The organism is Agromyces sp. NDB4Y10 (genome assembly GCF_001620055.1).
GTDB lineage: Bacteria > Actinomycetota > Actinomycetes > Actinomycetales > Microbacteriaceae > Agromyces > Agromyces indicus.
Window position 1 is genome coordinate 98427 of record NZ_LQGY01000028.1, and the last position, 26147, is coordinate 124573.

21 protein-coding genes and 1 pseudogene are annotated in these 26147 nt (G+C 73.8%); 15 read left to right on the forward strand and 7 right to left on the reverse strand.

Annotated features, from left to right (window positions below):
- Positions 1–142 precede the first annotated feature (142 nt).
- From AVP42_RS07470 to AVP42_RS07485, 4 genes and pseudogenes are all read left to right on the forward strand, one after another.
- A pseudogene (locus tag AVP42_RS07470) lies at positions 143–1087 on the forward strand (NAD(P)-dependent oxidoreductase); the annotation flags it as partial.
- Between the two features lie 179 nt (positions 1088–1266).
- Positions 1267–1947 carry a hypothetical protein gene (locus AVP42_RS07475; RefSeq protein WP_067947652.1) on the forward strand — a complete coding sequence of 227 codons (681 nt, stop codon included), beginning with the start codon at positions 1267–1269 and terminating at the stop codon, positions 1945–1947.
- A 32-nt stretch (positions 1948–1979) separates the two neighbouring features.
- The gene (locus AVP42_RS07480; protein WP_067947654.1) at positions 1980–2333 is read left to right on the forward strand and encodes a DUF2834 domain-containing protein; all 354 of its coding nucleotides are present in this window, start codon (positions 1980–1982) and stop codon (positions 2331–2333) included.
- The gene (locus AVP42_RS07485; RefSeq protein ID WP_067947656.1) at positions 2330–2953 is read left to right on the forward strand and encodes a DUF1349 domain-containing protein; all 624 of its coding nucleotides are present in this window, start codon (positions 2330–2332) and stop codon (positions 2951–2953) included. The genes AVP42_RS07480 and AVP42_RS07485 overlap by 4 nt, the downstream gene beginning before the upstream one ends.
- Positions 2954–2956: 3 nt before the next feature.
- On the opposite strand, the gene AVP42_RS07490 is transcribed toward AVP42_RS07485, so the two are convergent.
- The 3 genes from AVP42_RS07490 to AVP42_RS07500 all read right to left on the reverse strand — a co-directional run bounded on the left by AVP42_RS07490 (position 2957) and on the right by AVP42_RS07500 (position 8269).
- Entirely contained in the window at positions 2957–4273 is a 1317-nt protein-coding gene (locus AVP42_RS07490; RefSeq protein ID WP_067947658.1) for an FAD-binding oxidoreductase, read from the reverse strand.
- 118 nt (positions 4274–4391) lie between these two features.
- Positions 4392–6530, reverse strand: a complete 2139-nt coding sequence (locus AVP42_RS07495; RefSeq protein WP_067947660.1) for a S9 family peptidase — start codon at positions 6528–6530, stop codon at positions 4392–4394.
- A 242-nt stretch (positions 6531–6772) separates the two neighbouring features.
- Entirely contained in the window at positions 6773–8269 is a 1497-nt protein-coding gene (locus tag AVP42_RS07500) for a PLP-dependent aminotransferase family protein (protein WP_067947661.1), read from the reverse strand.
- An 87-nt stretch (positions 8270–8356) separates the two neighbouring features.
- Here AVP42_RS07500 and AVP42_RS07505 point away from each other — a divergent pair, with 87 nt between their 5' ends.
- From AVP42_RS07505 to AVP42_RS07545, 9 genes are all read left to right on the forward strand, one after another.
- The gene (locus AVP42_RS07505) at positions 8357–9034 is read left to right on the forward strand and encodes a pyridoxamine 5'-phosphate oxidase family protein (protein WP_067947662.1); all 678 of its coding nucleotides are present in this window, start codon (positions 8357–8359) and stop codon (positions 9032–9034) included.
- A 360-nt stretch (positions 9035–9394) separates the two neighbouring features.
- Positions 9395–9601: a hypothetical protein gene (locus tag AVP42_RS07510; RefSeq protein ID WP_067947663.1), complete on the forward strand. Its 207-nt coding sequence runs from the start codon at positions 9395–9397 to the stop codon at positions 9599–9601.
- Positions 9602–9723: 122 nt separating this feature from the next.
- Entirely contained in the window at positions 9724–12681 is a 2958-nt protein-coding gene (locus tag AVP42_RS17030) for a helix-turn-helix transcriptional regulator (RefSeq protein ID WP_304439344.1), read from the forward strand.
- 98 nt (positions 12682–12779) lie between these two features.
- The gene (locus AVP42_RS07520; protein WP_067947668.1) at positions 12780–13310 is read left to right on the forward strand and encodes a glutathione peroxidase; all 531 of its coding nucleotides are present in this window, start codon (positions 12780–12782) and stop codon (positions 13308–13310) included.
- 204 nt (positions 13311–13514) lie between these two features.
- Positions 13515–14492, forward strand: a complete 978-nt coding sequence (locus AVP42_RS07525) for an ABC transporter substrate-binding protein (RefSeq protein WP_067947670.1) — start codon at positions 13515–13517, stop codon at positions 14490–14492.
- Between the two features lie 35 nt (positions 14493–14527).
- Positions 14528–15523: an amino acid ABC transporter permease gene (locus tag AVP42_RS07530; RefSeq protein WP_082847074.1), complete on the forward strand. Its 996-nt coding sequence runs from the start codon at positions 14528–14530 to the stop codon at positions 15521–15523.
- A complete protein-coding gene (locus tag AVP42_RS07535; RefSeq protein WP_067947672.1) occupies positions 15520–16326 on the forward strand; it encodes an amino acid ABC transporter ATP-binding protein in 807 nt (268 codons plus the stop codon). Before AVP42_RS07530 ends, AVP42_RS07535 begins: the two co-directional genes overlap by 4 nt.
- Before the next feature lies 1 nt (position 16327).
- On the forward strand, positions 16328–17605 hold the full coding sequence (locus AVP42_RS07540; protein WP_231878570.1) for a M20 family metallopeptidase: 1278 nt from the start codon (positions 16328–16330) through the stop codon (positions 17603–17605).
- Between the two features lie 52 nt (positions 17606–17657).
- The gene (locus tag AVP42_RS07545; protein ID WP_067947674.1) at positions 17658–18554 is read left to right on the forward strand and encodes a MurR/RpiR family transcriptional regulator; all 897 of its coding nucleotides are present in this window, start codon (positions 17658–17660) and stop codon (positions 18552–18554) included.
- 52 nt (positions 18555–18606) lie between these two features.
- Here the strand turns inward: AVP42_RS07545 and AVP42_RS07550 are convergent, their stop codons facing one another.
- Positions 18607–20142: a leucyl aminopeptidase gene (locus tag AVP42_RS07550; RefSeq protein WP_067947675.1), complete on the reverse strand. Its 1536-nt coding sequence runs from the start codon at positions 20140–20142 to the stop codon at positions 18607–18609.
- Between the two features lie 226 nt (positions 20143–20368).
- Between AVP42_RS07550 and AVP42_RS07555 the strand changes: the two genes are divergently transcribed.
- Entirely contained in the window at positions 20369–21313 is a 945-nt protein-coding gene (locus AVP42_RS07555; protein ID WP_067947676.1) for a cation transporter, read from the forward strand.
- Between the two features lie 141 nt (positions 21314–21454).
- Positions 21455–21988, forward strand: coding sequence for a DedA family protein (locus AVP42_RS07560; RefSeq protein WP_082847076.1), 534 nt, complete (start codon positions 21455–21457; stop codon positions 21986–21988).
- Here the strand turns inward: AVP42_RS07560 and AVP42_RS07565 are convergent.
- The 3 genes from AVP42_RS07565 to AVP42_RS07575 all read right to left on the reverse strand — a co-directional run bounded on the left by AVP42_RS07565 (position 21976) and on the right by AVP42_RS07575 (position 26116).
- The gene (locus tag AVP42_RS07565) at positions 21976–23136 is read right to left on the reverse strand and encodes a hypothetical protein (protein ID WP_067947677.1); all 1161 of its coding nucleotides are present in this window, start codon (positions 23134–23136) and stop codon (positions 21976–21978) included. The genes AVP42_RS07560 and AVP42_RS07565 overlap by 13 nt on opposite strands.
- Before the next feature lie 101 nt (positions 23137–23237).
- A complete protein-coding gene (locus tag AVP42_RS07570; RefSeq protein WP_067947678.1) occupies positions 23238–24929 on the reverse strand; it encodes a hypothetical protein in 1692 nt (563 codons plus the stop codon).
- A 257-nt stretch (positions 24930–25186) separates the two neighbouring features.
- Positions 25187–26116, reverse strand: a complete 930-nt coding sequence (locus AVP42_RS07575) for a carbohydrate kinase family protein (protein ID WP_067947679.1) — start codon at positions 26114–26116, stop codon at positions 25187–25189.
- Between the last annotated feature and the right edge of the window lie 31 nt (positions 26117–26147).

Below are 26147 nucleotides of genomic sequence, written 5' to 3' on the forward strand. Positions count from 1 at the left end.
GCGTCGGACGCGAATCGTCGCACCGGCGCGGCCACTCCGACGATCCGCGTCCGCGGCGCACTCGACGCGCGGGGGGTGGGGCCGCACGTCGCCGCGGGCGTAGCGTGGAGACGATCGCACGGCTCGGGCGCCGCGCGACACGACGTCGAGGAGGACGCGGATGGCGGTCATCGGGTGGATCGGGCTCGGACACATGGGCGGGCCCATGGCCACCCACCTCGCCCGGGCCGGGCACGAGGTCGTCGGGTTCGACGTCGACGCGCGCATGGCCGAGCAGGCGCGGGCCGGCGGCATCCGCACGGTGACGGATGCCGCGACCGCCGTGCGCGACGCCGACGCCGTCTTCACGTCGCTGCCCCGGTCCGAGCACTCGCGCCAAGTCTTGATCGGCGACGCCGGGCAGCCGGGCGTCTTCGACCGCGTGCGTGCGGGCACGCTCGTCCTCGACACGTCGACGGTCGACGTCGAGACGTCGCGCGCGTGCCACGAGGCGGCGGCGGCCCGCGGCATCCGCTTCGTCGACGCACCCGTCTCGGGCGGCATCGCGGGCGCGCACGCCGGCACGCTCACGTTCATGCTCGGCGGTGAAGCGGATGCCACCGCCGAGGCGGCGACCCTCGTCGACCCGATGGCCGGGCACGTCTTCACCGTCGGCGGACCGACCTCGGGCATCGCGGCGAAGCTCGCGAACAACCTCATGCTGTTCATCACCCTGCAGGCCTCGTCGGAGGGGGCGCGGCTCGCGGAGGCGCTCGGGCTCGACCCGGCGGTGTTCCACGACATCGCGACCGTGTCATCCGGCGATTCGTGGCCGCTGCGCACCTGGTACCCGGTGCCCGGCGTCGTCGAGACGAGCCCCGCGAACCGCAACTTCGACGCGACGTTCACGACCGGGCTCGCGGCGAAGGACCTGTCGTATGCGCTCGCCGCGGGCGACGCCGCCGGGCTGGACCTCGCGGCGGGGCGCCTCGCGATGGAGCGCTTCGAGCGCCTCATCGACGAGGGCTACGTCGACAAGGACTGCAGCCTCGTCGTGAAGTACGTCGGCCTCGACGGTCGCACCCCCGGCTTCGACCCCGCCGCCTGACCGCCTGTCTCTCCTGCCCCTCCCGCCCCTCTGGGGCCGCGAAATGACGGAAACGGTTCCGGCGCGCGGCCGGAAGCGCAGGTTGCGTCATTCCGCGGAACGTCGGGGGCGGGGCGGGGCGGGGAGGGTACGGGGAGGGGAGGGGGAGGGGCGACATCCGTTCACCGAGGATCGGTACGGTGGAACGGGTGCGATTCGAGGAGGTGCGCATGGCCCGGTTCCGACTGCCGTGGCAGCGGCGCGAACCACGCCGCAAGATGGCGCCGTTCGACCGGTCGCGCCTGCCGGAGGTCACCCCCGCCACCTTCGACGACATGCTCGAGGAAGGCCTGCTCATGGCCGAGTCGGCGGCACGGATGGCGCTGAAGAACCGCCTCCTCGTCGACGCGCTCCGCAGCGACGAGCCGTATTCCGACGAGCGTGCCGCGGACCGCGCCCGCTCGGTCCTCTACGAGCTCGTGCAGGAGGCCGACGAGGCGGCCGAGCACGTGGCCGAGGAACGCGAGGTCGCCGCGAAGCGCGAGGGCCGGTCGCAGCATCAGCACGACTACCACCGCGACGACCTGCTGAACCTGCGGCGACGCGAGAAGGTGCACGCCGCCATCGCGAAGGAGCTGTGGACGCGCCGATCCGACGACGAGTACGTCGCCGGGCTCATCGAGCGCGCCCGCGACGACGCGTGGCACGAGCTCGGCACCGCCATCGAGCAGGAGCTCGACCGCCGCTGGCCGCGCTACGACGAGGAGCCCGACTACGCGGAGCACCGCTCCGAGCGGATGGCGGACGTCGGCGACGACCTCCTGCGCGACCTCGCACGACTCGAGGCGCAGCGCGCCGTCGAGGCGATCCCCGAGTACTGACGGTCGGGTGCGGCATCCGCCACACTGAACGGATGACGCGCAACTGGACCCCGCTCGCCGTCGTGTACCTCGTGGTCGCCGTCGCCGGCCTCGTCGGCACCTGGACCTACAACGCCATCGCGATCGCGCAGGGGAACGACTTCATCGGCGACCTCGTCTCGAGCGGACCGGCGGTGTCGTCGATCACCACCGACCTGCTCGTCGTCGCGGTCGCGGGCAGCATCCTCATCGTGGTCGAGTCGCGGCGCCTCGGGATGCGCTTCGCGTGGGCGTACATCCTCGGGTCGGCGCTCACCGCGTTCGCGTTCACGTTCCCGCTGTGGCTCGCGATGCGCGAGCGCCGGCTGGCGGCGCGCCGGGCCGAGGCCGATAGCGTGGGCGCATGAGCGACGCCGACCGCGCCCCCGCCGCCCCCTGGAACGCCGGACGCTGGAGCCGCGATCCTGTCGCGGTGCACGTCGACGGCGATGCGATCGTCGTCGAGGCCGCCGAGGGCAGCGACTATTGGCGCACCACCCACTACGGCTTCGTGCACGACGACGGGCACGCCCTGCTCGCCCCATGGCCGACGGATGCCGCGGTCGAGGTGTCGTTCGACACGTCGACGCTCACGGGCCTGTACGACCAGGCGGGCCTGTTCCTGCACCTCGACGGCGAGAACTGGGTCAAGGCGGGGATCGAGATGAGCGACGGCGTGCCGCACCTCGGCGCGGTCGTGACGAACCGGATGTCGGACTGGTCGCTCGCGCCCGTGCCCGACTGGGCGGGGCAGGTCGTGACGATCCGGGCGAGCCGCTCGGGCGTCGAGGCCGACGCGATCACGCTGCGCGCCCGCGCCGGCGAGGGGGAGTGGCGCACCATCCGGGTGGCCCCCTTCGACGCGAACGCGGCGACCGCCGGGCCCATGGTCTGCGCTCCGACGCGGGCGGGCCTCGAGGTGCGCTTCACCGGATGGGCGTTCGTTCCCTCCGACGTCGACCTGCACGAGGACCCGCCCGCCGCCTGACGGCTAGGGCGCGATGTGGTGGCTCGCCCGGAACACGTCGCCCGGGTCGATCTCGCGCTTCACCGCGCGGAGGCGGTCGAGCGTGGCGGGCGGGTAGATCGCGGTCACGTCGTCACCGAACTCCGGCGAGAAGTTGGAGTACGCGCCGCTCGTGAACGCGATCGCCTCATCCACGCCCGCGCGCGCCGCCGCGACCTGATCGTCGGTCGCGTCGGCCGGGAGGATGCCGTTGACGGCGACGAGCGCGCGGCCGTCGCGATGGGCGACCGCCGTGGCATCCGTCGGCACGCGGGAGAACGCACCGCCGAGCGCGCGCAGCAGCAGCATCGTCGGCACCTCGCGGTCGAGCGCGCGCACGAAGGCGTCGAGCGCCGCGTCGGAGAGGTCGGGGACGAAGCCGTTGCCGCCGACGAACCGGAACGGCGGTTCGCCGGGCGGCGCGGCCTCGAGGAGGTCGGGGTACGCGACGGAACCGAGCGACACGTCGGCGACCGAGGGCAGTGACAGCAGCGGCTCGAGGAGGCGTCGGAGGTCGTCCTCCGAACCGACGAGCGCGACCGACATCTGGGGGCCGGCGGGCATCTCGGGCATGAGCGGCGGCATCACGAGCAGCGTGGAGTTCAGCTCGTCGGGCCCGTCGCGGAACACGTCCCTCCAGGCGCCGACCACCGCGCGCACGTCGGACTGGTCGAAGCGCACGTGCCCGCCGACGAGCCCGTCGACCGGCTGGGCCTCGAAGGTGAACCTCGTGACCACGCCGAAGTTGCCGCCGCCGCCGCGGAGGGCCCAGAACAGCTCGGGGTGCGAGTCGGCGCTCACCTGGAGCACGTCGCCCGCGGCCGTCACCAGCTCGACCTCGCGGAGGAGGTCGACCGTGAGCCCGTGCGTGCGCGCGAACCAGCCGAGGCCCCCGCCGAGCGCGAGCCCGCCCACGCCGACATCCGTCGTGTCGCCCGAGGTGACGACGAGCCCGTGCGGGGTCAGCGCGGCGGCCACGTCGCCCCAGTGGGCGCCGCCGCCGACGTGCACCAGACGCGAGCCGTCGTCGGCGAGCTCGACGGCGTTCAGTGCGGAGAGGTCGATGACCAGCCCGGCGGGGGCGGGGGCCGATCCGTGGCCGCCGCTCTTCACGGCGATCGGCGCGCCGGCCGCGACGGCGGCCCGCACGGCCTCGGCGACCTCGGCGGCGGAGGCGGGGCGCACGACGACGTCGGGCGTTCCGGCGCCGGCGAACACCGCGGCGCCGGCCTCGTACTCGGGGGTGCCGGGCGCGTGCACGCGCTGCGGCATCCGTTCACTCAGTTCGGCGATGAACGACATGGGGGTCAGTCTGGACCCGGCCCCCGACATCCTGCGAGCCCCGATCAGGGCACGAATCGTGCAGATCCCGCCAGAGGATCCCGGTGCGGGCCTCCGGCCTTCCTCGACCGCCGGAGGGTCACTCGCCGCTCGGGTGCGCCCCCGCCGCGTCGATGATCCACGCGTTCGCGAACGCGCGCTCGCGCCAGGCCGCGTACCGGCCGGAGACGCCGCCGTGCCCGGCCGCCATCTCGACCTTCAGCAGCGGGTCGGCGCCGACCTCGCGCAGGCGCGCGACCCACTTCGCGGGCTCGACGTAGAGCACGCGCGTGTCGTTCAGCGACGTGATCGCGAGGATCCGCGGGTAGGTGACGGGGTGCACGTTCTCGTACGGCGAGTACGAGCGCATGTAGGCGTACACCTCGGGATCGTCGAGCGGGTTGCCCCACTCGTCCCACTCGATGACGGTCAGCGGCAGCGACGGGTCGAGGATCGACGTCAGCGGGTCGACGAACGGCACCTCCGCGACGATGCCCGCGAAGAGCCGCGGCGCGAGGTTCGCGACGGCGCCCATCAGCAGGCCCCCGGCCGAGCCGCCCTGCGCCACCAGGTGATCGGGCGTCGTGATGTCGTTGTCGACCAGGTGCTCGGCGGCCGCGATGAAGTCGGTGAACGTGTGCTTCTTGTGCAGCTTCTTGCCGTGCTCGTACCAGAGGCGGCCCATCTCGCCGCCGCCGCGCACGTGCGCGACCGCGAAGACCATGCCGCGGTCGAGCAGCGACAGCCGCGGGATGCCGAAGCCCGGGTCGATCGCGTGCTCGTACGAGCCGTAGCCGTACAGCAGCGTCGGAGCGGGCTCGCCGAGGGTCACCAGGTCGTGCCGGTAGACGAGCGAGATCGGCACCTTCGTGCCATCCGGAGCCGTCGCCCATTCGCGCTTCTGCGCGTACCGCTCGGGGTGGTAGTCGCCGAGCACCGCCTGCTGCTTGCGCACGGTCCGGGTGCCGGATGCCACGTCGACGTCGATCACGGTCGACGGCGTCACGAACGAGCCGTACCCGATGCGCAGCGACGGCTGCTCCCACGCCGGGTTGCCGCTGACGCCCGCCGAGCACAGCTCCTCGTCGAAGACGAGCTCGTGGAGCGTGTCGTCGGGGGTGGCGTCGGCGGGGAGTCCCTGCGGCGGCACCCTGGCGATGGCCACCCGCGGCAGGCCGTCGCGCCGGTACTCGAGCGCCACGAAGTCGCGGAACGCGTGCGCCGCCTCGATGCGCATGCGCGGGTCGTGGGGGAGCAGCATCCGCCTCGGCCCCTGCGGGTCGTCGGCGGCGACGCTCACGAGCTCGAAGTTCACGGCGTCGCCCTCGTTGTGCACGATGAGCAGCCGGTCGCGGCCGCCGGCGACGACGTGCTCGACGTCGTACTCGACGCCGTCGCGACGCGGCCACACGACCCGGAACTCGCCCGCCGGGTCGTCGGCGTCGAGCAGCCAGGTCTCGCTCGTCACGTGCGACCCGGCCTCGAGCACGAGGTACTTGCGGCTGCGCGTGAGGCCGACGCCGAGCCAGAAGCGCTCGTCGGGTTCGTGGAACACCTGCACGTCGGATGACGCGGGCGTGCCGACCTCGTGCCGCCAGATGGTGTCGGGCCGCCAGGCGTCGTCGACGGTCGCGTAGAACAGGTACCGCCCCGACGGCTCGAACACGGCGCCCGCGGCGGTGCCGGGGATCTCGTCGTCGAGCACGCGCCCCGACCCGTCGAGTGCGCGCAGCCGGATCGTGTACCGCTCGTCGCCCTCGACGTCGACCGCGTAGAGCAGGGTCGACCCGTCGGCGGTGAGGTCGAAGCTGCCGAGCGAGAAGAACTCGTGGCCCTTCGCCTCGTCGTTGTCGTCGAGCAGCACCTGCTCGCCGGGCAGGGGCGAGCCGTCCTCGGGGATGGCGGGCGGCTCCCAGTCGTCGGCGCCGCGCACGGGCACGCGGCAGTGGATGCCGTACTGCAGCCCCTCGACGGTGCGCGAGTAGTACCACCAGTCGCCCTCGCGCGTGGGCACGCTGAGGTCGGTCTCCTTCGTGCGGCGCTTGATCTCCTCGAACACCTGCTCCTGCAGGATCGCGAGATGCCGCGTCTTCGCCTTCGTGTAGGCGTTCTCCTGCTCGAGGTGGGCGATCACCGCCGGGTCGTCCTTGTCGCGCAGCCACTCGTAGTGGTCGACCACGACGTCGCCGTGGTGGGTGCGTTCGGTCGGTCGCTTCTCGGTCACCGGAGGAGTCAGCACGACCCCACGCTACGCGGCCCGCCCGCTTCGCGGCATCCGTTCACAGCGTTCATGGGGCGAGCGGATGTCGCGTCGGCAGGCCGTGCGGCCCGTCACCGTTCGCGCGCCCACCCCCGGCGGTCGCCCCGCTCTTCGGTGCCGCGAGTGTCCAACGGATGCCGCTCCCCGGTGCCCCGCCCCGCATCCGTTGGACACTCGACCCGCCGGGGGGCGCGCGGAGCGGTCGCGACGGCGGGGGCGAGTCAGGCGACGGATGCCGCGAGCTCGACCTCCACCGCGGCGCGCACGCGCGCGAGGGCCTCGGCGAGCTGGGTGTCGGTGGGGGAGCCGTAGCCGAGCACCAGGCCGGCGGGTCCCTCGCCGGGCACGGCCGAGTAGTCGGCGAGCGGCGAGACGGCGACGCCGTCGACGGCGAGTCGGGCGACCACCCGGGCCGCCACCTCGTGCGACGGCAGTCGGAGCACCGCGTGGAGTCCGCCGTCGAGCCCGGTGAGGCTCGCGCCCGCGATGCGCGACAGCCCGTCGAGCACCATCCGGCGGCGGTGCGCGTAGTCGCGACGGGCCGCGGCGATGTGTCGGCGGACCGCGCCACTGGCGAGCAGCTCGGCCATCGCCTCCTGGGCGATGCCCGGCACGGGGCACGTCTCGTCGTCGCGGACGCTCGCGACGGCCTCGCGGAGCGGGGCGTCGCCGGGCAGCACCAGGTAGCCGAGTCGCAGCCACGGCGTGAGCACCTTGGAGAAGCTGCCCACCAGCACCGTGCGGCCGCCCCGGTCGAGCGAGGCGAGCGCCGGCAGCGGGGCGCCGACATGACGGAACTCGCTGTCGTAGTCGTCCTCGATGACGACGACACCGGATGCCGCGGCCCAGTCGAGCAGTTCGAGCCGAGCGGCGACCGGGAGCCGCCCGCCGAGCGGATACTGGTGGTGCGGCGTCACCATGACCGCGTGCGGGGCGGGGCGGATGCTGCGGAGTGCCGCCACGTCGATGCCGTCGGCGTCGACGGGCACGGGCACGGTGCGGAGCGCCCCGCGGCGTCCGATGACCCGCCGCGCCGACGGATACCCGGGGTGCTCGACCGCGACGCGCGGCGTGCCGTCGACGAGCACGCGCAGTGCCGACGCGAGGAGGGCCACCGCGTCGCTCGTGCCCGCGGTCACGACGACGTCGTCCGGCGAGCAGGCGAGCCCGCGCGCGTGGCGGAGGTGGTCGGCGATCTCCCGCCGCAGGCGCGGCGAGCCGAAGTCGGGCGGGATGTCGCCCGGGACCGACATCCGCGACGCGTGCCGCCAGGCCGCGCGCCAGGCCCGCTCGTCGAGCCGCGCGGTCGATGGGAGCCCGGGACGCAGCTCGAGCATCCCCGGGGTGCTCGCGGTGGACGTGACATCCGTCACGCGCGCGCGCCGGTCGCGATTCGTCGCTTCGGCACCCGCGAAGCGACGATCCGCGTCCGCGGCGACGGGGCCAGTCGCGACGGCGGGGTCGGGCGCGACGAGCGGCGCGACGCGCGTGGGTGCACCCTGGCGCAGCTCGAGGTAGCCCTCGCCGGCGAGCTGGTCGTACGCGGCGACGACCGAGCTGCGTGCGACCCCGAGCTCGCTCGAGAGCGCGCGCGTCGAGGGCACCGGGTCGCCCGGGCGGAGCCGCCCGTCGAGGATGCCGCGGCGCAGGCCCTCCACGAGCTGCTGGCCGAGCGGCCGGGCGTCGTCGCGGTCGATGACGAGCAGCGGTCCGTCCATCGGGACCTCCTTCGCGGCGCACTGGACTGGTCGAGCGCGCGGGAACTGGTCTGCCAACCATACCAGCCGCGCTCGCATGCTGGACGCATGACCACCGCCACCACCCCCGCCCGTCGCATCCGTCGCCTGCCCGACCGGCAGACCACCGACCGCTTCGCCCTCCACGACCTGCTCGACAGCGAACTCGTCGGCCACCTCGCGGTCGCCGTCGACGGCGTCCCGGTCATCGTGCCCATGGGCTACGCGCGGGTGGGCGAGCACGTGCTGCTGCACGGCTCGACCGGCGGCGGATTCGCCCTGCGCGCGGCATCCGCGCGTCGGCCCGTCGCCTTCTCGGTGACGGCGCTCGACGGCCTGGTCTACGCGCGCAGCCTGTTCGACAGCTCGATGAACTACCGCAGCGCGACCGTGCAGGGCGTGCTCGAGGCCGTGCCGGCCGATGAGACGGATGCCGCGCTGCTGGCGCTCTCCGAACGGCTCATGCCCGGCCGTCCGGCCGAGGTGCGCGGCATGCATCGCAAGGAGGTCGCCGCCACCCGCGTGCTGCGCCTGGCCCTCGACGACGTCGTGATGAAGCAGCGCTCGGGCGGCCCGTCGGAGGAGCCCGACGACGGCGAGGACCACTCGACGTGGGCCGGCGTCGTCCCCCTCGAGCGGCGCTGGGGCGCGCCGATCGCCTCAGGGCTCACCCCTGCTGGGACGCCCGTTCCGGATTCGGTGATCGCCCTGTCGACCGGCAACGGGGCCGACGCCACGCTGAGGTAGGCGAATACGCCGATCGCCCGATGTCCTGAGGGTGCCTCAGGAACGAGGCTCGAGACGTCCCGGGGCACCGCCCGGGCGACCTGGAATCAATGGAAGGAGGTGCGTGATGTTCGCAGCGATGCTCGTGCTCGCCCTCATCTCGGTGTGGGCCGTGTCCGCCGCCGTGGTCGAGTTCCGCAACGACGGATACCGCCGCACGCCCACCCTCGCGCACTGAGGACGGAGCGACCCGAACATCCGCATCAGTCCCGTCTGAGGCCCCCTCACCGCCCGGACCGGTACGAAATAGGCACATCTCCCGATGAGCCGCCCCCACCTCAGAGCGCAGGCTCGGATCATCGCCCACCTCAGGAGGAGATCATGGACTACACCGCAGGCTTCGTGGCCATGCAGGTTCACACCGCCGACGTGCGCCGGGCGGAGGAGCGGATCGCTATGCAGCGCGCCGCCGCCGAGCGGGCCGCGGGCGCGGGCGCCGACCCGACCGGGTTCGCGCCGCGGGGCTCGTGGCTCCGCGTCGCCCGCCGGCGTCACGCCCGCCGTCAGGCCCCGCTGCTCGCGCGGTGACCGGCACCGGAGACGGGGTCGCGGCCGCGGCCGCCCACGGCGCGACCGACCCCCCGCGCGATGATCGGCACCGGGTCCACGGACCCGGTGCCGATGTCGTCGGTCGGTGGGACCATGGGATGGTGTCCAGCTCTTCGACGAGCCCCGCCATGGTCGGCCGCGACGGCGACCTCGACTGGCTCCGCAGCCTCATCGAGACGGTCCGCGCCGGCACGCCGGCGACCGCCGTGATCGGCGGCGAGGCGGGCATCGGCAAGAGCCGGCTCGTGGCCGAGTTCACCGCCGGCCTGGGGCCCGACGTGCGGCTCGTGCGCGGCCAGTGCGTCGACCTCGGCGACGTGGCCGCGCCCTACGCACCGGTCAAGGGCGCGCTGCGGCAGCTCGTCGCGCAGGTCGGCGCCGACCGGGCGCTCGACGCGGTCGGGCCCGGCCGGGCGGCCCTCGTCGCGCTGCTGCCCGAGCTCGCGGCATCCGTCGCCGACGGCACCGGCGAGATCGTCATCACCCCCGGCGGCGCCGGCAGCGGCCAGCTGCACGAGGCGGTCGCCGTGCTGCTCGAGACCCTCTCGAGAGACGAGCCCATCGTGCTCGTCATCGAAGACCTGCACTGGGTCGACGCCGCGAGCCTCGCGCTGCTGCGGTTCCTGCTCCGCTCGCTGGGGTCCAGCCGCCTGCTCGTGCTGCTCACCTACCGCACCGACGACGTCCCGCGCGGTCACCCGCTCCGCGGCTTCCTGACCGAGGCCGAGCGCGACCGGTGGGTCGAGCGCCGCGAGCTCACCCGGCTCTCGCAGGCGCAGGTGCACGAGCTCGTCCGCTCGCTCATCGTCGACGAGGCCCCGAGCGAACGGGTGCTCGACACGGTGTTCCTGCGCAGCGACGGCGTCCCCTTCTTCGTCGAGGAGCTCGTGGGCATCGACGGATGCCGCGACGAGGGCTTCGTGCCCGACACCCTGCGCGACCTCCTGCTCGCCCGGTACGAGCGACTGCCCGACGAGGCGCAGGAGTTCCTCCGGCTGCTGTCCACCGGCGGCGTCCGCGTCTCGCACGCGCTCCTGTCCTCCGTGCACCGCGGCGACGAGGCCGCACTCGATGCGGCCGCGCGCGAGAGCGTCCGCTACGGCGTCATCGAGATCGACGGCGACGACTACGCGTTCCGGCACGCGCTCGTGCGCGAGGCGATCCTCGCCGACCTGCTGCCGGGCGAGCGCGCGCGGTACCACGCCCGGTACGCCGAGGCCTACGAGGCGCAGGCCGCGGCGGGCGGGCGTCGCCTCGCCGCCGAGATCTCGTACCACTGGCTCGGGGCGCGTGACCCCGGGCGGGCGTTCCCCGCCACCATCCAAGCCATGCGCGAGGCGCGATCGGCGGTCGCCTACGCCTCGGCGGCGCAGCTCGGCGAACGTGCGCTCGAGCTCTGGAGCCTCGTGCCCGAGCCCGAGCGGGTCTCCGGCATGACCCGGCTGGAGCTCATGGGTCGCACGGCCTCCCACCTGCGTCACGCCGGCGAGGGCGAACGCGGCCTCGCCCTCGTCAAGGCGGCGCTCGCCGAGTGCCCGCGCGACGATCCGCAGTTCCCGCGGCTGCTGCGCGACAAGGCGCTCTACCTCGCGACGGTCGGCCGCGGCGGCTCGATCCCGCTGCTCGAGGAGGCGCTCGCCGCCCTCCCCGCAGAGGGCTCCGACGAACTCCGGGTCACCGTGCTGACCGGGCTCGCGGGCCGGCTCATGATCGAGGGGCGCATCGACGACGGGGTCCGCGTCGCCGACGAGGCCTTCGAGCTCGCGCAGGAGATCGGCTACCCGCGGTACGCCTCCATCGCCATGAACATCGCCTCGGTGTGCCGTGCGGCTCGCGGCGAGGTCGAGCGAGCGCTCGCCGACCTCGAGCGCGCCCGCGAACTGGCGGCGGGCGACGGTGCGGCGCTGCTGCGGTACTGGGTCAACGCGTCCGACATGTACCACCTCGTGGGCGACCACCGCGAGGCGGTGCGCCTCGCGGAGGAGGGGCTCGAGCGAGCGCGACGTCAGGGCGTCGAGCGCAGCTCGGGCGTCATCCTCGCGTCGAACGCCGTCGACCCGCTCTTCGCGCTCGGCGAATGGGAGCGGGCCGGCGCCCTCATCGACCGCGCGCTCGCCCTCGAGCCGTCGGCGCCGTTCCGCGTGTACCTGCAGCGCGCCAAGATCTGGGGTCTCGTCTGGCGTGGCGAGCCGGAGCGCGCGGCCGAGCTGCTGCGCACCTTCCGGGCGAACATGGCGCCCATCATGGAGGTCGAGATGCAGACGCGGCTCGGCGTCGCGAGGGTCGCGACCGAGGTGGGCCTCGCGGTGGGCGACCTGTCGCAGGCGTGGCGCGACGGCCGCGGCGTCCTGCACGAGCGGCAACTGCCGCTCGCGGGGTACGCCGAGCCGCTGCTCTGGGCGCTGGCCCGGGTCATCGCCGCGGTCCGCGCCGATCCCACGCGGGTGCCCGAGGCCGAGGCCGCCGAGATCCTCGAGGCCGAGCCGACGCTGCGCTCGGCCATGGAGCGGTTGCACTTCTGGCCGACGCATCCGCTCTGGTCGGCGTTCGTCGACGCCGAGCTGCGGCCCACCGAGGCGGCGTGGCGGGCGGCGGTCGACGCCGCGACGCCGGAGACCGCGCCCGGCTTCCTCCGCCCGTACGCCCTGCTCCGCCTCGGTGAGGCGCAGCTCGACGCCGGCGATCGCCTCGCCGCGCGCGACACGCTGCAGGAGGCGTACGACGCCGCGGTCGCCCGCGGCGTCACCGCCGTGCAGTCGCGTGTCGCCCACGTGGCGATGCAGGCGGGCGTCGCGCTCGAGCGGGCGACGCACGGCGAGGCGACGCGGGGCTCGGCCGGCGTCGCGGGAGCGGACGACCCGGGCGACGCCGTGGCCGAGCTCACGTCGCGCGAGCGGCAGGTGCTCGAGCTCATCGCCGAGGGGCTCAGCAACCGCCAGATCGGCGAGCGGCTCTACATCAGCGGCAAGACCGCGAGCGTCCACGTGTCGGCGATCCTCCGCAAGCTGGGCGCGTCGAGTCGCACCGAGGCCGTGTACCGGGCCAAGGCGCTGCACTGAGGCTCCTGCGCGCGCATCCGGAGCCGCTTCCCAGCCCGTCCGGCTACCGTGGCATCCGTTGCCGGGCCGACGATGGCTGACGAAGGAGACCGACCGGTATGACCTCGCTCGAGACGATCCCGTTCCAGACCATGACCGGTGAGACCCGCACCCTCGGCGACTGGCCGGGCCAGGTGCGTCTCGTCGTGAACGTCGCCTCGCGATGCGGACTCTCGCCCCAGTACGCCAAGCTCGAGGAGCTCCAGCGGCGCTACGCCGACCGGGGCTTCACGGTGCTCGGGTTCCCGAGCAACCAGTTCTTCCAGGAGCTCTCGTCGAACGACGAGATCGCCGAGTACTGCTCGGCCACGTGGGGCGTGACGTTCCCCATCCTCGACCGCGTTCGGGTGAACGGCCGGCGCGCGCACCCGCTCTTCACCGAGCTCAAGCGATCGCGCGACTCGGCGGGGCTGGCCGGCCCGGTCGTCTGGAACTTCGAGAAGTTCCTCGTGCTGCCCTCCGGCGAGGTGCGGCGGTTCCGGCCGCCGGTCGAGCCCGACGACCCGGCGATCGTGCAGGCGATCGAGGCCGGGCTCGCCGAGTCGGGCCGAGCGGATGCCGCGGCGGGCGGCTCCGGCGCATCGGCCTGACCCGCTCCGCGGAGCCTCCGCGCCGCCCTGCCGGACGGCCATCGTCCGGCGAGTCCGCCGCGCCCACGTAGACTCGGGAGCCGTGCTTTCCTCGTTTGTCGCGATTGTTACAAATTGGTGAAGCACTAGTAATCCTGAAACATCTGTTACATACTCGTGCGCAGACGTCGCTCACCGACGAGCGACCCGCACGAAGGGCTCGACATGACTGCACTCCCCCCGCGTACCCCCGCCCGCCGCGCGATCGCCGCCTCCGCGCTCGCCGCCGGCTCGCTCCTCGTCCTCGCCGGCTGTGCCACGGCGTCCGACGCCGACTCCGGCGAGTCCGCGTCCGGCGCCGTAGAGGTCGCGGGCATCGAGATCGCCGTCGACGACGCGGCCGCCGAGCTGCTGCCCGCCGACATCGCCGAGGCCGGCAAGGTCAAGGTCGCGACCGACGCGCCCTACGCGCCGTTCGAGATGTTCAAGGAGGAGGGTTCGAAGGAGCTCACCGGCGTCGACGTCGACCTGGGCCACGCGATCGGGGCGAAGCTCGGCATCGACTTCGCGTTCGAGCAGCAGGCGTTCGACGGCATCATCCCCGCCCTGCAGGCCGGCAACTTCGACGTGACCATCACCGCGATGACCTCGAGCGTCGAGCGCATGGAGGTGCTCACCTTCGTCGACTACTCCGCATCGGGCACCGGCATCCTCACCTCCGCGGGCAACCCCGAGGACATCGAGAGCTACCTCGACCTGTGCGGCAAGTCGGTCGCGGTGCAGGCGGCCACGAGCCAGGTCGACCTCGTCAACGGCACCTGGCAGGCCGAGTGCGAGGCCGAGGGCCTCGACCCGATCAAGCTCTCCGAGTTCCCGTCCGACGCCGACGCGCAGCTCGCCATCACGAGCGGCAAGGTCGTCGCCTCGCTGCTGACCAAGCCGAGCGCCGGCTACGTCGCCAAGACCACGAACGACGGCAAGACCTTCGAGGTCATCGAGGACCCGAAGGCCCCCAACGGCTACGACGCCACGCTGAACGGCATCGGCGTCCTCAAGGCGAACGAGGACCTCGCGAAGGCGATCCAGGCCGCGCTGCAGTCCCTCATGGACGACGGCACCTACGAGGCCATCCTCGACCAGTACGGCGTGACCGGCATCGGCATCGACGAGGCCACGATCAACGGCGCCGCCGAGGCCAAGTAGTCCGCCTCGACCCGATCGGAACGGAAGCACCACCCATGACCGCAACGCAGCCGTCGGCCACGGCGGCGCCCGCGGGGCCCACCGGCCCCTCGGGCGCCGCCCGCCCCGGACCCATCGAAGCCGTACCCGTGCGCCACCCGGGGCGGTGGATCGCCGCCGTCCTCGTCCTGGTCCTCGGGATCGGCGCCTTCGCGTCGATCCTCCAGAACCCGAACCTCGACCTCCCGACGGTCGGCGAGTACCTCTTCAAGCCGCTGACCATCAACGGCGTCCTCATCACGCTGTGGCTCACCGCCGCCTCGATGGTGATGGGCGTCATCGGCGGCATCGTCGTCGCGGTCATGCGACTCTCGGCGAATCCGGTGCTGTCGGTCGCCGCGATGCTGTTCATCTGGGTCTTCCGCGGCACGCCGCTGCTGCTGCAGCTCATCTTCTGGGGCTTCATCGGGGCGTTCATCCCGAAGATCGTCATCGGCGTGCCGTTCACCTCGATCGAGTTCTGGTCGTTCACGACCAGCGACCTGATCCCGGCGACGGTCGCCGCCCTGCTCGCGCTCGGCCTGAACGAGATGGCGTACGCCGCCGAGATCGTGCGGGCCGGAATCCAGTCGGTCGACCCCGGCCAGACCGAAGCCGCGCACTCGCTCGGCATGTCGCCCGCCAAGACGCTGCGGCGGGTCGTGCTGCCGCAGGCCATGCGCGTGATCATCCCGCCGATGGGCAACGAGACGATCACGATGCTGAAGAGCACCTCGCTCGTCGCCATCGTCGCGGGCGACGACCTCATGTCGAACATCCGCGAGGCGTACACGCAGAACTACAAGATCATCCCGCTGCTCATCGTCGCGGCGATCTGGTACCTCGCGCTCACCTCGATCCTGTCGATCCCGCAGATGTGGCTCGAGCGTCGCTACGGCCGCGGCTTCAACGGCGCCCGGCCCACGATCGGCTCGCGCGTGTCGACGTTCACGCAGAGCATCGCGCTGCCGGCCCGCACCGCCCGCGCGTCGAAGAAGGAGTCGGCCTCATGACCGCCACCATTCCCCACGCCGCGCCGCTCGCGGCGACGTCGGAGCGACCCATGGTCGAGGCCGTCGAGGTGCACAAGCGCTTCGGCAACCTCGAGGTGCTGAAGGGCATCACCATGTCGGTCGACCGCGGCCAGGTCGTGTGCCTCCTCGGCCCGTCCGGCTCGGGCAAGTCGACGTTCCTCCGCTGCATCAACCACCTCGAGCAGATCGACGCCGGCATGATCCGCGTCGACGGCGAGACGGTCGGCTACCGCGAGCGGAACGGCAAGCTCTACGAGCTCCGCGAGCGGGAGGTCGCGACCCAGCGCCGCAAGGTCGGCATGGTGTTCCAGCGCTTCAACCTGTTCCCGCACATGACCGCGCTCGAGAACGTCATCGAGGCGCCCGTCCAGGTCGCGCGTCGTTCGAAGGCGGATGCCAGGGAGCAGGCGCAGCGCCTGCTGGCCCAGGTCGGGCTCGCCGAGAAGGCCGACACCTACCCGGCGCAGCTCTCGGGCGGCCAGCAGCAGCGCGTCGCGATCGCGCGCGCGCTCGCCATGGAGCCCGAGGTCATGCTGTTCGACGAGCCCACGTCGGCACTCGACCCGGAGCTCGTCGGCGACGTGCTCGACGTGATGCGCGGGCTCGCCGAGAGCGGCATGACGATGATCGTCGTCACGCACGAGATCGGCTTCGCGCGCGAGGTCGGCGACGTGGCCGTGTTCATGGACGGCGGCGTGGTCGTCGAGGCCGGCGACCCGGTCCAGGTCCTCGGCGACCCGACGGAGGAGCGCACGCGCTCGTTCCTGTCGAAGGTGCTCTGACGTGGCGGGGACGACCGTTCGACCCCCATCCGCCGCATCCGTCACCATCGACCACCGCGCCGACGCGCGCCGCGCCCCGACCGCGGAAGAACTGCGCCACGCGGCCCACGCGGTCGACGGCCGGTACCGCGACGACCTCGCGCACCTCGTCGGGATCGACTCGGGGTCGCACGACGCCGAGGGCGTGACGCGGGTCGCGGAGTGGGCGGCGACGACGCTCGCCGCCGACGGCTTCGACGTCGAGACCGTGCCGACGCCCGAGCACGACGGCCGCCGCTTCGGCCCCGTGGTCGTCGCCCGGCGACGCGGCACCGGCACCGCGCGCGTAGTGCTGTTCGCGCACATGGACACGGTGTTCCCCGCGGGGACGGCGGCGGAGCGCCCGTTCCGCATCGCGGACGGCATCGCGTACGGCCCCGGCGTGTGCGACGACGTCGCGGGCATCGCGGCGGGCATCGCGGCCGCGCGCGTGCTCGACCGGCTCGGCTACGCCGCCTACGGCGAGCTCGTCATCGCCCTCACGCCCGACGAGGAGATCGGTTCCCCTGCGAGCCGCGAGATCCTCGCCGAGGTGGCCCGGGGGGCGGATGCCGCGCTGTGCCTCGAGTGCGCGCGGGAGAACGGCGACCTGGTCGGCGCCCGCAAGGGCGTGGCCGACGTCCTCGTCTCGATCCACGGCCGTGCCGCGCACTCGGGCGTCGAGCCCGAGCGCGGCATCAACGCCGCGGTCGAGGCGGCCCGGCTGCTGCTCGACGTGCAGGCGCTGTCAGGCGCGGAGCCCGGGCTGACGGTGAACGTCGGCCGGGTCGCGTCGGGTTCGCGCGCGAACATCGTGCCCGAGCACGCCGAGCTCCACGTCGAGGTGCGGGCGACCGGGCTCGCCGAGCTGGTCGCCACGCTCGACGCGATCGACGAGCGGGGGCGGCATCCGTTCGTCGACGGCGCGCGCATCGACGTCACGCGGCTCGACGTGTGCCCGCCGCTCGAGCGGTCGGCGACCGACGACCTGGCCGTGCTCGCCCGCGAGGTGGGCGCCCGGCTGGGACTCGCGTTCGACGTCGCGGCGACGGGAGGCGCGTCCGACGCGAACTTCGTGGCCGCGCTCGGCGTGCCGACCCTCGACGGGCTCGGACCGGTCGGCGGCGGCGACCACGGCGTCGACGAGTGGCTGGACCTCGCGACCGTGCCCGAACGGGTCGCGCTCCTCGCCGGGCTCGTCGTCGCCGTGGCCGAGGCGGACGCCGGGGCGCCGGCCGCCGGGGCGTCCGACGCGGCGTGACCCGCGAGCGCCGGGGGAGGGCAGTACGGTGAGACGCGGAAGGGGGTCGTCGATGACGCTGGACGCAGGAACGGGCACGACCGGGCCGGAGGGCCGGACGTCGGTGGCCGAGGCGATCCGTCGCGGCATGGCCGACTGCTCGCCCGCGGAGCGCAAGGTGGCCCGCGTCCTGCTGTCGTCGTACCCGTCGGCGGGCTTCGAGACCGTCGCGAAGCTCGCGGCGCGCGCCGGGGTCAGCGGCCCCACGGTGCTGCGGTTCGCGAACCGCATGGGCTACCGGGGCTTCCCCGAGTTCCAGCAGGCGCTCCGCGACGACCTCGACGAGCGCTCGGCGTCGCCGCTCGCGCTGTACGACCGGGGGCAGGGCACCGCGCTCGGCGGCGAGGGCACGCGGCTCGAGCAGGCGGGCGCCATCATGCGCACCACGCTCGAGCGAACCTTCGCGAACCTCGCGCCCGACGAGTTCGAACGCAGCGTCGAGGCGCTCACCTCGGCGAAGGGGCGGGTGCTCGTCTCGGGCGGGCGCTTCAGCGGGCTTCTCGCGCGATTCCTCGCGCAGCACCTGCAGCTCATGCGCCCCGGCGTGTCGATGCTGCCCGACGACGCCGGCGGCCGTGCCGAGGCGATCGCCGGCCTCGGGCGCGGTGACGTCGTCGTGCTCTTCGACTACCGCCGGTACGAGGAGCCGACCCTGCAGGTCGCCGCGGCCGCGCGCGAGCGCCGCGCGCAGGTGGTGCTCTTCACCGATTCGTGGCTCTCGCCGATCGCGTCCGACGCCGACGTGGTGCTGCCGAGCGAGACGGGCTCGCCGTCGGCGTTCGACGCCATGACGCCCGTGCTCGCGCTGGTCGAGTCGGTCATCGCCGGTTGCCTCGAACGGCTCGGCGACGACGCGTCCGAGCGGATGCGGCGCATCGAGGCCGCCGGCGCGGAACTCGGGCTCTACTAGCCGAGGCCGGAGCCGACCCGGCCGCCGAGGGGGGCCGGGCCGTGGCATCCGCTCAGTCGACCGGAGTGAACCCCCGCGCCACCTCGGCGAGGATGCGCGCGCCGTACCCCGTCGCGCCCTTCGAGCGCCACGCGTCGTCGGCGTCGGCGCTCATCGTGCCCGCGATGTCGAGGTGCGCCCAGGGGGTGTCGCCGACGAACTCGGCGAGGAAGAGCGCCGCGGTCGTGGCTCCCGCGTTCGTACCGCCGAGGTTGGCGATGTCGGCGACGTCGGAGTCCATGAGCTTGCGGTACTTGCGCACGAGCGGGAACTGCCACGTGGGCTCGTCCACCGTCTCGGCGGCGTCGCGGACCCGGTCGACGAGGGGCTGGCTCGTGCCGAGCACGACCGAGTGCGTCTCCCCGAGCGCGCGCATCGCGGCGCCGGTGAGCGTCGCGATGTCGACGATCGCGTCGACGCCCTCCTCGGTCGCGAGCACGAGCGCGTCCATCATCACGAGCCGGCCCTCGGCGTCGGTGTTCTTCACCTCGACCGTCTTGCCCCCGCGGGCGGTCAGCACGTCGCCGAGCTTGTACGCCGAACCCGACGGCATGTTGTCGGTGCACATGAGCCAGCCGGTGACCTTCGCGGTCGTGCCGAGGTCGCGCAGTGCGGTGAAGGCGCCGAGCACCGCCGCGGCGCCGCCCATGTCCATCTTCATGAGCAGGTGCATGGGGTCGCTGGGCTTCAGGCTGATGCCGCCCGAGTCGTACATGATGCCCTTGCCCACGAGCCCGAGGTGTCCGGTCGCATCGCCCGCGGGCTCGTACCGCAGCACCACCATGCGCGGCTCCTCCGCGCTGCCCGCGTTCACGCCGAGCAGGCCGCCGCAGCCGAGCTCGATGAGCTGCTGCCGGTCGAAGACCTCGACGTGGAACCCGAACCGGCCGCCGAGGAGCTCGGCGACGTCGGCGAGGTCGGTCGCAGTGAGGTGGCTCGGCGGCGTGTTCGCGAGGTCGCGGGAGACGGCGGTGGCCCGTGCGGCGACGAGTCCCGTGGCGATGCCGGCGGATGCCGCCTCGCGGTCGGCGTCGTCGATGCGGAGTTCCACGCGCGTGAGCCGGGCCTCGCGCGGCTCGGCCTTCAGCGCGTCGTACCGGTACCGGGCGAGCGTGGCGCCTTCGGTGAGGGCTCGTCCGGCCGCCTCCGCGTCGATCCCGCCGAGGGCGGGCACGCGGAGGCCGACGGTCGCGGCCTTCGGCACCGCCCGCACGAAGGCGGCCGCCGCGTCGCGGAGCGTGGCCTCGGTGGCCTCGGCGGCGGACCCGCCGCCGACGACGATGATGAGCGTCCGGGCGGCCTGCGGGATCAGCAGCGTCTGTCCGGGCTTGGCCTCGAACCCGGCGCGCTCCAGGGCGTCCCGGTCGAGCCCGACGCCCTCGGGCAGGGGACCCTCGTCGTGCACGATCACGCCGATGGCGTCGAGCCCGGCGCCGCCGGTGCCGCCGCCGAACTCGTCGACGGCCACGACCTCGACGGCGTCGAACGCGGCGAGCGACGGGACGGGCGAGAAGTCCTCGGCGATGAGCTTGTGCGGGCTGCGGGTCACGGGCGTGCCTCCAGGTGGTCGGGATCGGCGACCTCGTCGATCGGATCGTCGTCGTCGGGCTCGTGCTGCTCGGGAAGCTCCCCTTCCAGGGGGGCCGGGCGTCGCTCCGACAGTAACCCGCCGCGCCGGGGAGCGGTAGAGCACCGAACGGGGGCCCCGAACGGATGCCGCGGCGCTACTCTGTGCGAATGGACCCCGTGGCGATGACGACGAGAGGGCCGCGTCGATGACGACAGGACCGGACACCGGCTCCATCCGGGCCGCGGCATCCGCCACCCGTGCGCTCGCCGAGGAGCGCGGCCTCAAGGCCTCGATGTGGTTGGCGATCGTGCTCTCGGTGACGGCCATCGGGCTGGGAATCTGGGCGGGTTCGCGCGTGCTCGTGCTCGTCGCCGCGGTCGGCGTCATCGGCGTCGCGATGTCGTGGCTCGCGCTGCGTGCCTCCCGCGCCGCCGACGCCGGCCCCACCGAGCGGTACCCGTACGGGCGCGACGGCCTGACGCCGCTCGTCGGCGCGGTGCAGGGGCTCGCGGTGGGGGCGACGATCGTGTTCGCCGCGAGCGACGCGGTCATCGTCATCCTGAACGGCGGGCAGCGCGTGTCGGCGCTCGCGGTGGCGGTGTACGCGCTCGTCGCGGCCGTGGCATCCGTCGTCTTCGCCGTGTGGCTCCGCAGGAACGCCGAGGGCAGCGAGCTCATCGTCGCCGAGGCGTCGCAGTGGAACGCGGCGGCCGTGCGCCGGTTCGTGATCGCCGCGGGCGCGGCGCTCGCGCTGGTGCTCGCGCTCGTCGGCATCGAGTGGCCGCTCGACTACATCGACCCCGTGCTCGTGCTCGTCGCGTGCGCGCTCATCGCGCCGATCCCGATCCGGATGCTGCGCCGGGGCGTCGCCGAGCTGCTCGAGGGGCAGCCCGACGGGCACACCCTGCTCGCGATCGAACGCGCGGTCGACGGCGTCGCGGGACGGTTCGACCTGCCCGGACCCGAGGTGCGCTCGACGAAGCTCGGTGCGAAGCTCTACGTCGACGTGGTGTTCGTGCTCGACCACGACACCGCCACCATCGGGCACGAGGACGAGGTGCGCCGGGCCGTCATCAGCGCCCTCGACCCGCTGCCGTTCGACGTGTGGGCGACGGTCGAGCTCACCGCCGACCCGGCGCTCGCCGAGTAGCGGCGCACCGGTCCGGCCGAGACCTTCGTCCCGGCCTTCTCCGAGGACGCGCGGCTAGACTGCGCTCGAACCCACGACCGCGACGTCCGGGCGCGCGAGGTCGGCCGCCCGCCGCGGTCGATGACGGCGACAGGCGGTGACGTGGAGATCTTCGAGGGCTGGCCCCTTCCGGCGGCCATCGGCGTGCTGTTCGTGATCGTGCTGCTCCGTGCGGGCAGCACCTATGCGCTCGGTCGCGGGTCGCGCGCGGGCGTGAAGCGGCTGCTCGAGCGGCGCGGCCGGATGGCGCCGCAGCTCGCACGCGCGGAGACCGTGATCGAGCGCTTCGGCGCCCCGGTGGTCGCGCTGTCGTTCCTGACGGTCGGCTTCCAGACGGCGGTCAACCTCGCCGCGGGGGTGCTGCGGATGCCGCTGGTGAAGTACCTGCCCGCGCTCGTCGTCGGCGGGGCGATGTGGGCGACGCTCTACGGCGTCCTCGGCCTGGCCACGGTGAACGCCGTCATCGCCGCCGCGCAGCGCGATCCCGTCGCGGCGATCCTCAGCGCGCTCGCCGTGGTCGCCCTCCTCGTGCTCATCGAGTTCGCCACCCGCCGGGCGCGATCGTTCGCGGCCGCGCATTCGCGAGCGGATGCCGCCGACCCGAGGCTGCCCGAGGACGCCGGTCAGACCGAGTAGTCCTCGACGGCGGTGGCGACATCGCGCTCGCCGCGGTCGGCGAGGGCGTCGACGAACCGGATGAACACGGAGATCCATCCGAAGATCGTCGCGAAGGCGAGCAGTTCGAAGGCGGTGAGGCTGTAGTAGCCGACGGGTTCGAACAGCAGCGCGCCGCCGAGCAGCAGCACGATGCCGCCCGCGCAGAGCCAGAAGAACCGCGACGGCATCCCCTTCAGGGTGAACGGCGCCGAGGCGAGCAGCCCGAGGAAGGTCAACGACATCCCGATCGCCGACAGGTTGTGGAGCAGCATGCTCACGTCGAGCGGGAACACGCCCACGCAGGCGAGGAGCGTGCCCATCACGACGAACACCGTCGACACGAACCGGGGGGTCCAGGCGTGCACGAGCACGCCCTGCCGGACCAGCGCGGTGAGGTCGCGGTGGACGTAGAGCGCGAACGTCGTGACGAACGCACCGCCGAGGAGCACGGCGAGGTTGAACAGCGAGCTCGAGACGTCGTTGCTCGTGCCGAGCTGGCTGAAGTGGTACTCCCACCACGCCGGGTCCTGCGCGGTCGCCATGCTGGCGAGCACCGACGACGACATGAAGATCACGAGCAGCGAGGCGAGGCGACCGGTGGTGACCGCGGATGCCGACAGCGCGACCCAGTAGGCGGCGAGGCCGGCGGATGCCGCGGTCGCGCCGGTCGCGGTGAACGCGTCGACGATGATGCCCTCGAAGGCGCGCTGCAGCGTCGTGAAGACGACCACGGTGACGATGCCGGCGATCACGGCGTGGACGGCCGAGACCGTCGCGACGTCGAGCGCGGTCTTCCAGGGTCGCAGTCGGCGGCGCCACTCCTGCCCCGGCAGGTCGCGCGAGCGCGCGTAGGCGACCGCCCCGATCACGAGCGTCGTGACGAGGACGCTGATGGCGGCAACCGCGCCGACCGACCACCGCCCCCATAGCGGCCACACGAGCCCGCGGAAGAACAGCCACGCCACCACGGCGCTCGTCGTCGCCGCGATGAGGCCGCCGACGAGGGCCTCGGTCTCGACGGCGAGGCGTCGGCGAGCGGATGCCGCGGCCCGACCTCGTCCCGGTCCGGGCGGTCGCGCCTCGGCGCTCGGTCGAGCCCGGTCCGCCGGCACCGTCGAGGAGGACATGCGCTCAGGGTAGGACCAACCGGCCCGTCCGGATCGGACCAAGGTCCCCACGCGCTGAGCGGCCGGATGCGCTGCGATTCCACCGCGCCCGCAGCGCGGGGTCAGGGCGCGGGCGTCTCCGTGCTGCGAAGCGCTGCGTCGAGCGAGCCGATCAGCCCGTCGGTGAGGGCGTAGGCGGTGCCGCCCAGGACGCCGTACGCGAGCGTGAGCGAGTCGAGGCTGACGGTCCCGCGCACCTGGAGGGTGGCCGTGCCGCTCGCGTCGAGCACGCCCGAGAAGAGCACTTCGCCACCGCTCGAGACCGTGAACGGTGCGCCGGGCTCGCCGGTCACGGTCAGGGTGCGCCATCCGTTGGAGCCGGGTCGGCTGAGCTCGGCCGTGATGGGCGTGCTGCCGATCGGCGGTGCCGGCTCGGAGACCGGCGTCCGGCCACCACCGGTCGCGGGCGTCGTCCCGGCCGGGGGCGCGGCGGCCGGGTCGTCGTTCGGCGTGCTGCCGGAGGGTGCGCCCGAACTCCTGCCCTGCGGCGTCTCCGCCGCGTCGGGCGCGGGCGCGGCGTCGGCGGACGGCTGCGGGCCGGCGTCCGGCTCCGTCGGTGTCGGCGCGGTCGGGCTCGGTGCGTCGGGCAGTTCGCTCGAGACCACGACCGGCGGGAGCACGCGCGGCGCGGAGGCCGCGACGTCGTTCGTCGACCCGGGGTCGGCCAGGATCCGGGAGTCGTCCTCGCCGCCGCCGTTCCAGACGGACAGCCCGGCGACGAGTGCGGTGGTGGCCGCGATGCCGCCGAGGGTGGCGCCGATCGCGGCCGCGCGTCGGCGCGGGCTCGTGCGGAGCGCGGTGACCAGTGCCGCGGGCAGTGCGACGAGTCCGGCGACGCGGCCGATGCCCGGGGTCGTGTCGGCGTCGGCCGCGGCCTCCGTCTCGGCGGCCGTCTCGGCGAGGGTCGGCACCGGCTCCGTCGCTGCGGCGGAGGCGCCGCCGCGCACGGACTCCAGGAATGCGATGCCGCCGCCGGCACCAAGCAGGAGGATCGGCAGGGTTGTCACGGCGCGACGGGCGACGGCCTCGGGCGGTGCCGCGACGACCCGGCAGCGCGGACACTCGTCGAGGTGGGCGCGGGCGCGACGCCCCGACGCGGCCGCCGCGGTGCGGCACTCCGCGTCGTCGGGGAGCTCGGCCAGCCGGAGGGAGTTCCACTCCGCGCGAAGGGCCGCCTGCGCGTCGGCGACCATCGACTCGGCGTCGCCGGCCGTGAGGCCGAGTTCCGCGGCGAGCTCGGCGGTGGTCAGGCCGTCGACCTCGGTGAGCCAGAGGGCCTCCTGCCACCGGGTGGGCAGCGCGGCGAAGGCGGCGGCCGCAGCGGACCCGTCGCCCATGCCGTCGGGGAGTACGTCCTGGTAGGTCTCGACGGGCGCGAGCTCGAGCGGGGCGTGCGGCGCCGACGCGGCACCGGGGGGCGCGGCCGGCTCCGGCGGGGGCATCGCGCTCTCGTCCGCGATCGCCTGGCGGGTCAGGGCGAGCAGGTGCGGCCGGGTCGCGCCCGCCGGGCCTCCGCCGTCGCCGAGCTCGGCGACGAGGCGCTCCGCGGTGCGGACGACGACCGGCTCGGCGTCGGGCCGGCCGGTTGCGGCGCGGGCCGCGCGCCACGCCACCGAGAGATGGCGCTGCCAGAGCCGGGTGATGGCGAAGGAGTCGCCGGTATGGGCGGCGTCGACGAGTTCCGCGTCGGTCGGGGTCTCGATCACCGAGGGTGCGTCGAGGGGTGACGGTTCGCGGTTCGCCGCGTCCTCCACGTCCACTCCTCTCCGCCCCTGGACGCACGGGAGGCGGTGGCTCGCTGCCCGTCCGGGGGATGCGCCGGGTCGCGGCGCGATCGGGGTTGCTGTCCGTCCGGCCCGATTCGGCGTGTGCGAGGGGGGCGCCTCTGGTCGGCGTCGCGCTCCTCGACGTGCATGCCGGGTGCGGCCCGACGGATGCGCCCGAGTCTACGACCCTCGACCGGGCGTTCCGCAAGACCCAGTTGTCGCGGTGCTCGGATGAGCACGCGGGCTCAGCTGCCGATCTGGGGTGAGGCGACGCCCGTGCGCAGCAGCGCTCCCTCGTGCCGGACCGTGGCCGCGGCGATCTCCATCGCCTCGCCGAGGGCCCGCGACCACGCCTCGGCGTCCGCCGGCACGCCGTCGGTGGCGATGCGGTGCACGACGGCGGCGAGGGTCGCGTCGCCGGCGCCCATCGTGTCGACGACCGGGCCGTCGAGCTGCACGATGTCGGCGTGCACCTCGATGCCGCGGTGGTGCAGCGATGCGCCGTGGCGGCCCGCGGTCGCGAGGACGGCCGGCCCCGCGGCATCCGTCGACCCCCCGCCCCCGAGGCGCGCCACGAACTCGTCGAGCGGCGCCCCGAGCAGGAGGTCGGCGTCCTCGTCGCCGACCTTGACGAGCAGCGATCGGGCGGCGACGCGCTCGAAGTTCGCGAGGAACCGGTCGCGGTCGTGCAGCATGCCCGACCGCGGGTTGCCGTCGACGATCAGGCGGTGCTCGGGGCCCTCGATCGCGTCGAGCAGCAGGTCGACCTGCTCGTCGTCGTCGAACGGGTAGCAGCTGACGACCACGAGATCGGCGTCGGCGAGGGCGGCGCGCGTGTCGTCGTCGAAGTGCAGCTGCCGGTGCTGCGCCGCCTCGTTGAACTCGTATCGCGGCTCCCCGTCGGTGCGGATCGAGACCGCACGCGACGTGCCGTGCTGCGACGGGCTCGCGACGAGCCGCACGCCGTAGTCGTCGAGGAAGGCGTGGATGCGCTCGGCCGGCTCGTCGTCGCCAACCATGGCGATGAGGGTCGCGTCGTCGCCGAGGAGGGCGAGGCCCACCGCGACGTTCAGCGCGGCGCCGCCCACGAACTCCCGGGCGCCGGAGGGGTCGCGCAGTTCGTCGATGAGTGCGTCGCCGACGACGCTGATCCGGGCTCGAGACGTGGATGCCATGTGCCCAGCCTCACGCCGTGCGGCGCACCCG

What these genes read in the sequence shown, in the direction of transcription:
- AVP42_RS07500 (WP_067947661.1), bottom strand. Translation starts at nt 8,269, where the DNA reads ATGGACGGACCGCTGCTCGTCATCGACCGCGACGACGCCCGGCCGCTC.
- AVP42_RS07575 (WP_067947679.1), bottom strand. Translation starts at nt 26,116, where the DNA reads ATGGCATCCACGTCTCGAGCCCGGATCAGCGTCGTCGGCGACGCACTC.
- AVP42_RS07525 (WP_067947670.1), top strand. Translation starts at nt 13,515, where the DNA reads ATGACTGCACTCCCCCCGCGTACCCCCGCCCGCCGCGCGATCGCCGCC.
- AVP42_RS07530 (WP_082847074.1), top strand. Translation starts at nt 14,528, where the DNA reads ATGACCGCAACGCAGCCGTCGGCCACGGCGGCGCCCGCGGGGCCCACC.
- AVP42_RS07505 (WP_067947662.1), top strand. Translation starts at nt 8,357, where the DNA reads ATGACCACCGCCACCACCCCCGCCCGTCGCATCCGTCGCCTGCCCGAC.
- AVP42_RS07520 (WP_067947668.1), top strand. Translation starts at nt 12,780, where the DNA reads ATGACCTCGCTCGAGACGATCCCGTTCCAGACCATGACCGGTGAGACC.
- AVP42_RS07485 (WP_067947656.1), top strand. Translation starts at nt 2,330, where the DNA reads ATGAGCGACGCCGACCGCGCCCCCGCCGCCCCCTGGAACGCCGGACGC.
- AVP42_RS07535 (WP_067947672.1), top strand. Translation starts at nt 15,520, where the DNA reads ATGACCGCCACCATTCCCCACGCCGCGCCGCTCGCGGCGACGTCGGAG.
- AVP42_RS07490 (WP_067947658.1), bottom strand. Translation starts at nt 4,273, where the DNA reads ATGTCGTTCATCGCCGAACTGAGTGAACGGATGCCGCAGCGCGTGCAC.
- AVP42_RS07480 (WP_067947654.1), top strand. Translation starts at nt 1,980, where the DNA reads ATGACGCGCAACTGGACCCCGCTCGCCGTCGTGTACCTCGTGGTCGCC.
- AVP42_RS07510 (WP_067947663.1), top strand. Translation starts at nt 9,395, where the DNA reads ATGGACTACACCGCAGGCTTCGTGGCCATGCAGGTTCACACCGCCGAC.
- AVP42_RS07565 (WP_067947677.1), bottom strand. Translation starts at nt 23,136, where the DNA reads ATGTCCTCCTCGACGGTGCCGGCGGACCGGGCTCGACCGAGCGCCGAG.
- AVP42_RS07545 (WP_067947674.1), top strand. Translation starts at nt 17,658, where the DNA reads ATGACGCTGGACGCAGGAACGGGCACGACCGGGCCGGAGGGCCGGACG.
- AVP42_RS07555 (WP_067947676.1), top strand. Translation starts at nt 20,369, where the DNA reads ATGACGACAGGACCGGACACCGGCTCCATCCGGGCCGCGGCATCCGCC.